Annotated in this window: 6 protein-coding genes; 4 read left to right on the top strand and 2 right to left on the bottom strand. The window is 54.6% G+C overall.

Annotated elements, in window-relative coordinates; genetic code table 11:
• The first annotated feature begins 762 nt into the window (after positions 1 to 762).
• The 3 genes from NFX52_RS28650 to NFX52_RS28640 all read left to right on the top strand — a co-directional run bounded on the left by NFX52_RS28650 (position 763) and on the right by NFX52_RS28640 (position 3,899).
• The gene (locus NFX52_RS28650; RefSeq protein WP_055393421.1) at positions 763 to 1,020 is read left to right on the top strand and encodes a helix-turn-helix transcriptional regulator; all 258 of its coding nucleotides are present in this window, start codon (positions 763 to 765) and stop codon (positions 1,018 to 1,020) included.
• Between the two features lie 295 nt (positions 1,021 to 1,315).
• Positions 1,316 to 2,548, top strand: coding sequence for a YagK/YfjJ domain-containing protein (locus NFX52_RS28645; RefSeq protein WP_055393419.1), 1,233 nt, complete (start codon positions 1,316 to 1,318; stop codon positions 2,546 to 2,548).
• On the top strand, positions 2,541 to 3,899 hold the full coding sequence (locus NFX52_RS28640) for a DUF3987 domain-containing protein (protein WP_055393416.1): 1,359 nt from the start codon (positions 2,541 to 2,543) through the stop codon (positions 3,897 to 3,899). The genes NFX52_RS28645 and NFX52_RS28640 overlap by 8 nt, the downstream gene beginning before the upstream one ends.
• Before the next feature lie 18 nt (positions 3,900 to 3,917).
• On the opposite strand, the gene NFX52_RS28635 is transcribed toward NFX52_RS28640, so the two are convergent.
• A complete protein-coding gene (locus tag NFX52_RS28635) occupies positions 3,918 to 4,784 on the bottom strand; it encodes a hypothetical protein (protein ID WP_055393413.1) in 867 nt (288 codons plus the stop codon).
• Between the two features lie 716 nt (positions 4,785 to 5,500).
• Here NFX52_RS28635 and NFX52_RS28630 point away from each other — a divergent pair.
• On the top strand, positions 5,501 to 6,709 hold the full coding sequence (locus NFX52_RS28630) for a hypothetical protein (protein WP_055393411.1): 1,209 nt from the start codon (positions 5,501 to 5,503) through the stop codon (positions 6,707 to 6,709).
• A 248-nt stretch (positions 6,710 to 6,957) separates the two neighbouring features.
• On the opposite strand, the gene NFX52_RS28625 is transcribed toward NFX52_RS28630, so the two are convergent.
• The coding region (locus NFX52_RS28625; RefSeq protein WP_252635942.1) for a hypothetical protein at positions 6,958 to 7,673 on the bottom strand (716 nt) is incomplete at its 5' end.

Raw genomic sequence — 7,673 nt, 5'->3', positions numbered from 1 at the left:
GTTATAGCGCCGTGACTGACTTCATTCGAGCATGGCGGGTGGATAGCGCCAAGGATCCCGCCAAGGCCTTTGTGCCGCTGAGCTTCGAGTTGGGCGAGGCCTTCCAGTTCGACTGGAGCGAGGAAGGTCAGCGTCATGTTCCCTCCCTTTCATAGATTGATGAACCCTGGGCCCTCTAGTTTTCAGTAGTGGCGGGTGCAAGCGGCCGCACCAGGCTAGGCCATGTGGGCAGTGGCAGCTCGCGCGCCTTCTGTATACGGCACACACCTGCTGGGCTCGGGTAACGCGGTTTTAACCCTTGAAGCTTGTTTAGGGCAAGCCCGGAATGCGCAAGAGGTCGCAGCTTTCATCTCAGTGCCTCGGCAGCAGATAGGCAGCAGAAAAAAGCGAAGCGCTATCAAAAATCTGGGCAATTTTCTGTAGCAACTCCGCACCAATGTGCGCGCAGTCCCTTCTGGTGGACGTCTAGCAGAGGTTGCGCTGGCTTCTAGTGATCAATGCGGGACGGCATGCGAACACGAACATTGGGGTCTGCATTCGCATTGCCTCTTCATAGGAGAGGGAAGCAAATTTCGAGCAGGTTAGCAGGATGTTTGAAGGATCATGAGCAGGCGGCTTGGAGCGGCGTGAATGCAGCACCAAAAATCGCTCCCTGTCAAGGGCAGCTCTTGCTGGCGCGGTCTGATCCCAAGCAGGTTAGTTCTTTCCAACAACTGTTTTCTCTTTAATTGCGGTTCTGACAAACCAATACGGAGAAAACCCTTGGCCCTCAAAGCAATTCCCATTCAACCCGATGGCGCAGATACAGATGTGCCTCTCAAGCTGATTCGCCGCGCCGAGTTGGCCAATATGCTGGGTATCTCGCGCTCCATGACCTACCTGAAGGGGAAGCCTGATTCTCGTTATTTCGACCCGCTGTTCCCGGTGCCAATCCGGATCGGCGTGCGCATGCGCTGTTTTCTCTTGTCTGATGTTAAGAAGTATCTGGACGCTCTGGCTCAGCAGCGTCTTGCAGCTTAAGAAGGGGTATTAAATATCTTTTGAATAAAAAAGGGTCTTGCTATCTCTGAAGTTTCTTCTCCCAAGGAGATTTTGGGAGATGCTTGGTGAGTTTTTCATGTTGTTGATATGGTCTAAAACTAGGTATTTAGATACTACATATAGGAGTGAGTGTATAGGTGTAGATGGATGTGATTCAGTAGTCGATGTAGAACACGTGCATGCTCAATCAGTTGAGCATGTCTATAGAGCCGAGGATGACCACTATTTCATCCTGGCGAACTTCTAGCAGTGTGAATTTAATTGAAGGGTGTATATGGATAAAGAGCAATACTACTTTGCCAAAAAGTATGTTGATGTGCAGCAGTTTCTTGAACCGGAAGAGTGCCATTCCAGTAAGTTGATGATCGGATGCGAAGAACGTGTGTGGTTTGAGCTCAAGCAGGCTGCCCGCATGTGCCAGGATTTGATTGCGCACAACTACAAGCCACCTTTCTGGGCAGGGTTCAATGCTGACGTTTTGATTCCTAGGAATAGTGTGGGACGGCGAATGCTGCGCTTTTTGGGCTTGCTGTGGAATGAGTTGGAGGCACGATATCACTCTGAGGTGCCGGCGTATGAATACCGCGTCTTTTGTCCTGAGGTTGATTTGATTCGTCGAGCGGCGACTGCGGCATTGACTGTCGGTGGTGGTGAAGTAGATGGCGTAGGCTACGTCTCCCCCCTTTCCTTTGAACCTTGGGAGTTCAGTTTGTTGACAGGGAGTAAATTCATAGAAGCAAGCAACGAGTTGAATGCGCTGGCGGATCTGATTCGACGTGGACTCCTTACGAAAGATTTGCGCAATTCCATCAAGAGCTTCCGTCGAAATGCTACTGAGCGCTACAAGCACTTGATGCACGTTGCACAGGCTGGATGGCTCAAGAACGCGCGCAATCTGCTGATGAGGCTGGATTGGGGTTATCGAGCTACCAGTCCCTCTGTGCCTGTGGAGTTCAAAAGCCAGCAGGAGTTTTTGAAGGGTTGTGAGGAGATAGATCAGTACCGAGAAAAGATGCTGGAGATTTTGCGAAAGATGTTTGGGAGCGAATTGACATTTTTCGCTTGGAAGATTGAATGTTCTGATTTCCGTGGCTTCCACGTACACTGGCTTATTGCGGTTGACGGTGCTAAGCACCAGGATCGTATTAACCTGCCACGTCAGATCGCAGCGGCTTGGGACGCTGAGATTGATAGAGATAAAGGGTATACATTCAATGTCAATGCCCTGCCTAACATCGAGAAAACTGGCCTCCGTGTGTTGAGCTACAACGATCCGGATCTCCTCGATGTATTGGGATTTTATTGTGACTATCTGACCAAGGTGGATTACACCCTGAAACTTCGGATGCCAAAGCACATGCGCTCTTTTGGTTGTTCGAAGCTGAAAAAAGACAAAAAGAAAAAACCTGGCCCGGCACGCTCGTACCAGATGCAGGTGAAGGATTTTCATGCCGTTCGGGGCCCGAAAGGAAACCGTTTTTTTAAAGCGAGAACACGCCGTGTTTGATCCTTATCGTCAAATCTACAATTATCCCGTCGACGCATTGCCCAAGAAAATGGGTGATGCTCTTTATGCCGTCATGGGTAGTACTAAGGCCTCTGAAGCCCTGGTGGTGCCGATCATTCTGTCGGCAGCAGCTGCGGCTGTGCAGGGTGTAGCGGATGTGCAAAAACCATATTCCAGTCACGAAGACCGCATGCCTACCAGCATGTTCTTTGGCGCGATCGCGAACTCGGGCGACCGCAAGACGTCTGCCCTGAAGCAGGTGCTGGTGCCCTTTGAAGAGTTCGAACAAGGGCTGTTGCAGGCCCCCCAGGACGGTGTGGATGGCACTGCCGACCCCTCCCATCACTTTTTGCTGGAGGAGGCGACAGAAAAGGGCGTGGTGGATCTGTTGCGCCGCGGTGCCAAGTCGCTCTTTTATGCCTTGGACGAGGGAGCGCTATTGTTCGACAAGCGTCTCGATGTGCCTGCACTGTGCAAACGCTTTGACGGTGCCACCATTCGCCATGCCAGCCGTACAGAAGGCTCAATCTTCGTGGCTGACACCCGGGCATCCATGTGCATGTTGACCCAGGGCGTGACGTTTGACCGGATCATGAATAAGAAGGGCTACGTGCTGGTGGAGACGGGGCTGTTGCCCCGAGTTCTCATGTCCTTTTGTAGGGGAGCTGATGCTCCTGCCAGTCGGTTCTTTACACCGGTGGCCGTGCCAGGCCAGTACGAGGCATTGATGGCGCCATTCCACGAACGCATTCGCTCACTGCTGCGCCAATATGCCCGGAGTCTGGGGGCTTCTGGCCGCAAGCGACAGCTTCTGACCTTGAACCCGCAGGCTGCGCACCTGTGGACTGCATTTGCGAGAGAGATGGAATACGAGTACGCGAGCAGCTCGCAGTGGCTCGACGTGCGAGTTTTTGTGATGCGCGCGGCGGAGCATGTGTTGCGCTTGGCCGCCGTGCTTCACTACTTTTCTTGTGACGACACCCAGGTCTCGGAGACGTCTGTGCAATCGGCTTGCCGCATTGTGATGTGGCATCTTGGCCAAGCCAAGAAAGCTTTTGGCGAGCCTCCCACTGAGGTTCGGGCGCGACAGTTGGCTGGCTTGCTCTATGACTACCTTGCCCGTGCATCGCCCATCGCTGGCCCCGGTCGCATCAGTCGTAGTCAAGTGCTGCGTTGTGGCCCACCGGAGCTGCGCAAAGCTGCACACCTCAACCTGGCGCTTTGCCACTTGCGCGATGTCGGACAAATCGTTGTGATGAGCCAGAAAGGGAAGGAGGAAATTGCCTTGGTCAATCACCGCTCTCCGATGGCCTCTTACGACATGGTCGGAGGGCAGAGGTTGTGGCTTTAGTTGGTTCAACGCTGCTGCTCAAGCCTTTAGCTTGCACAGCTTGGCCAGCCGTTCGCGGAATTGAGTGTTTTCTTTGGCCCAGCGGGAAAGCTTTTGTACTACGCCCTCTGCGGATATGCTGAGGGCGTAGTTCATGGACACGTCCTCTCCTCGCTGCTGGCGCCGACGCAAATCCGACATGTGCTGCTCGAGGGCCGCCTTTATCCGTGCAACGTTAGCATGGCCAAGTGCGGTAGGGCTCTTGTCGATCTGACCATTGCTTGCGGCTTCAAGGCACTGGATGACTACTTCCTGCACCGCTTCCATGCCGCGTTTGGCGCCCTGACCACCCTTGGAGGCACGGTCGTGAAGCACCGCTGGTGATAGCGAAACACCTTTGGGTACGTCGAGGTGCGTTCGCAGGAAAGCGGCGTTTAACTGCAAGGCGAAGAACGGTGTCACAACGTGGTTTAAGAAGGCTTCTTCCTTGAGGTTGTCTCTGGCACAGAGCCGTTTCATCAAGGCCTCATCGGCCTTCTCGTCTCCTAGAGGGGTTGTCAGTGGATGTATGTCATAGAACGCGTCGTTTATCCCGTGGATGATTTTTAGCGTGTTGAAGTAGGCGTAGGCGATGAGGTCTTTGGGCAAAGAATCTAGCAAGCCCAGGTGCTTTGCGAAGGCTGCGCGCTCAAGCGCGGAAAACTCACCTACCGGTGGGGGTGTTTTTCCCCAGATTTTTTTCAGTCGCGTCCGGGGCTTTTCTTCCGCTCGCTTCAACTGGTCAACAGCCTCATCCCAAATTGCCCTCAATGTTGGGAGCAGTGCGGGAGGAGGGCTCGTAAACGCCATGGAGGTTTGTACTGCCTTGAGGTCGAAAGGAGGTTTTTGGTTGGTATCTGCACTCATGGTGAGGTAAAAATTCGGTTGATGTCTATGCCTGCATACGCGGGCGGCCAGCGATCATGAGAACCTGATGGCACGAATGCCATCAGACTCTTGAGCATTCCCAAGGATTGCTCGGTTGTGATTGCCGGAGACTCCCAGTGAGCGACGACAGCATCTCTGGGTTCAACCGGCGTCGAGGGTTGGCGTAAACAGCCTACTCGAGCGGGTGTGCACCGTTTTCTTAGCTACGCAGCCTCGGGCTGCCGTAGTAGGTAGTGCTGTATGTTCAATGGAGCTGCGAAGCGTGTCGCAATTCCACCCCCAAGTGTGCATTCTTGGAGTTAAGGCCAGTTTTGCCTTGAGGAAACCCCGTCCATGTTTTTAATGGACACATGGCTTGCGTTGGGGCCACTTTGCCGTTGCAAGGCGACCGTAGGCTCCAACTATTTTGACCATGTTTGTACTTGAAGGTACGGAGAATAGCAGTGTTGAAGAAAGGCGTCTGGATCGGGAAAATGATCAGCGCTACACAAACGGGACATAGACCTCGTGCCCGCGTACCTGTGCTGGGGCGCTGTTGGCCACCATTACAATGCATGCAGGCGCCCGCCCTACCTGCACGCGAGTAGAAACAGGCATTCTTTTCAAGTCATCGATTTCCCACCTGGGCCTTGCCGTCGGGGATTTAAACGCGTGCATCTGACCCGATCCGGCATGGTTGACCCGAAGGAAAATCCATGACTTTGAAAGAATTGGCATACGCAGCACATGCCGCCCTCCAAGACCGCGCCGGTTGCGTCATCAAACGCAGTCATGTTCACGAGCTTTTAGCTGCCACCTTTGGCAGTCGTTCATGGGCATCGTTTCACGCCAGATTTCTGCTTGCGGATGCTGGGGTGGGTAACGTCCCCGTCGATGCATTGCCCAAAGTGACGGGGCGTGCGCTTCAGCTCGGATACGACCAGCGCACAGCGATTTCTGTCGTCCACACACTCCTGGAATTTGTTGAAACCCATCGACTGTCTTGTGTTTCTCGGGCCGAGTTGCAGGCTGTGTTGCTGCCACCAGCGCAGTATGCGAAAGACGATCAGGAGGATGAGGACGAGGATGCTGATTGGCATGAGGATCCACCCAGTGCGGATTTCGCTGCAGCCCGGCTGACGAGAGAATTGATCGAAAAATCGCCCCTCTTGATCCACGGATTGAAGCAGTATGCTGATGAATCCGATCCACAAGGTCATTTCTTGTTGGCGGCACTGTATCGCTGCAAGCGCCCCAATCCGTACCTCCATGAGGAATCGCTCAAAGGACGCGTGCTCAACGCGGTGGAGCAGGGCTGGGTGGCGGAGTACCTGCGTCAAGTGCCGAGACACCGGCTGTACGAGTTCCATCTCAAAGAAGCTGCATTGGGCGGCGTAAGGGCTGCAGCACTTGAGTACGGTATGAGCTTCGACAGTCATGAGTTTCTCGCTTTGGCTGAGCGGCTGGAAGGCGCCGTGGATGCACGCCAGATGGCCCAGATCGCCTCGACGCCCAATGCAAGGGGGCAGTGGCTTCGCGAGGCTGCACAGAAGGGCGACGAAGCGGCGTTGGAGGATCTGGCGGCCCAAGGAGATGATTGGGCAGAGGAGCAGTTGGCCCAACGCGGGGACGTCTACTGGATACGCCGAGCCGCCGAGCGTGCAATCGAAAACCGTGAAGCGGGACGTGCGTGGATGTGGCAACACCTCGCATTGAAATTCGGAGCTGATTTAACGAAGTCGACCATGAGGGCCTACCACGATGGCGGAAGTCACAATGGAGAATTCTATGACAGTGACTTTGGCGGCCCACTGTTTGTCGATGGCGACGAAGGCCTTCAATTGCCACCCCTCAGTCGGGCAGATCAGTCCGCAGCAAAGGGCAAAGCGCAGACGATCTTCGCAATGGCGAAGCAGCGTGGTTGATCCAACTGCCGATCCGGACGGGAGGTACTTTCGACGGGATGAACGCCTCGAGCGACCGCACGGCGAAGTGATTTTCCCTGCGGGACTGGATAGGACCTGAAAGCTCTGAGGGGGCGAAAAAAGAACAAGCCCGGATAGATCGATCCACACGCCTTCGGGGCGTGGGATCGATCATCTGGCCGGTCGTCTTGGTTTGTTCCTCGTAGAGCCAATCGCGATGCGAATTGATATCGCAGCCGCAAGGTGGCCTACAGATTCCCGGCCACTCTCCATCCGTTGTCCGTCTTGATCATCTGCCGCTCGCCTTCGATGGAAGTCTCCACCCCGGCGTAGTAGTCGTCAGACGAACCTTTGCCATCCATTACCGCCCGGTACAGGATCCCCAATGGCTTTCGAGGGTCTCGATAGCCAAAACACGCCAGCGGGATCTCCGGCTTGGAGGGCTGGGCATACGTCTGGACCTTGCCCGAGTTGGTCGCGTACAGCAGGTTCGCGGCCCGGCCTGTGTACTTGTCAAAGACTCCGTTGGATGCTGAAAGCCACTCCTTGCCGAGAGCTTCTTTCTGGCTGTACAACTCGCGCACTTCCGCACTGTGCTTTTGCCTGTCGCCAATGAGGTAGCCCCGCTCATCCTCCTGAGCCAAGTACTTGTCCTGTGCAGCTTTGCGCACCGCATCGACGGCGTCTATCTGCTCTTTGTAGCTGCGATCGAGCTCCACCATTTCCTTCTCGTACTCGGAAAACAGTGCTGAAGCAGTGCGGAACTTTTGCAAATCCTGAGCCAACTTGCCCTCGATCTTCACTTTGACGGTGGCGGTGAACTTCACGTTGGCAATATTCTTGTTGTCCGAGTTCGGAAAAAACGTGTTCGTGATCGTCGCGCTGTCCACGCTGGCGTATTCGCAGGACTTTTGCAGCTCGCTCGTCATCGAGCTTGCAAGCTCAGACCCCGACGGGCTGTTGG

It is taken from the genome of Acidovorax facilis, assembly GCF_023913775.1.
Lineage (GTDB): Bacteria > Pseudomonadota > Gammaproteobacteria > Burkholderiales > Burkholderiaceae_C > Acidovorax > Acidovorax facilis.
Note: the sequence above shows the minus strand (reverse complement) of the source record. Positions and strands in the feature narration are given on the sequence as shown.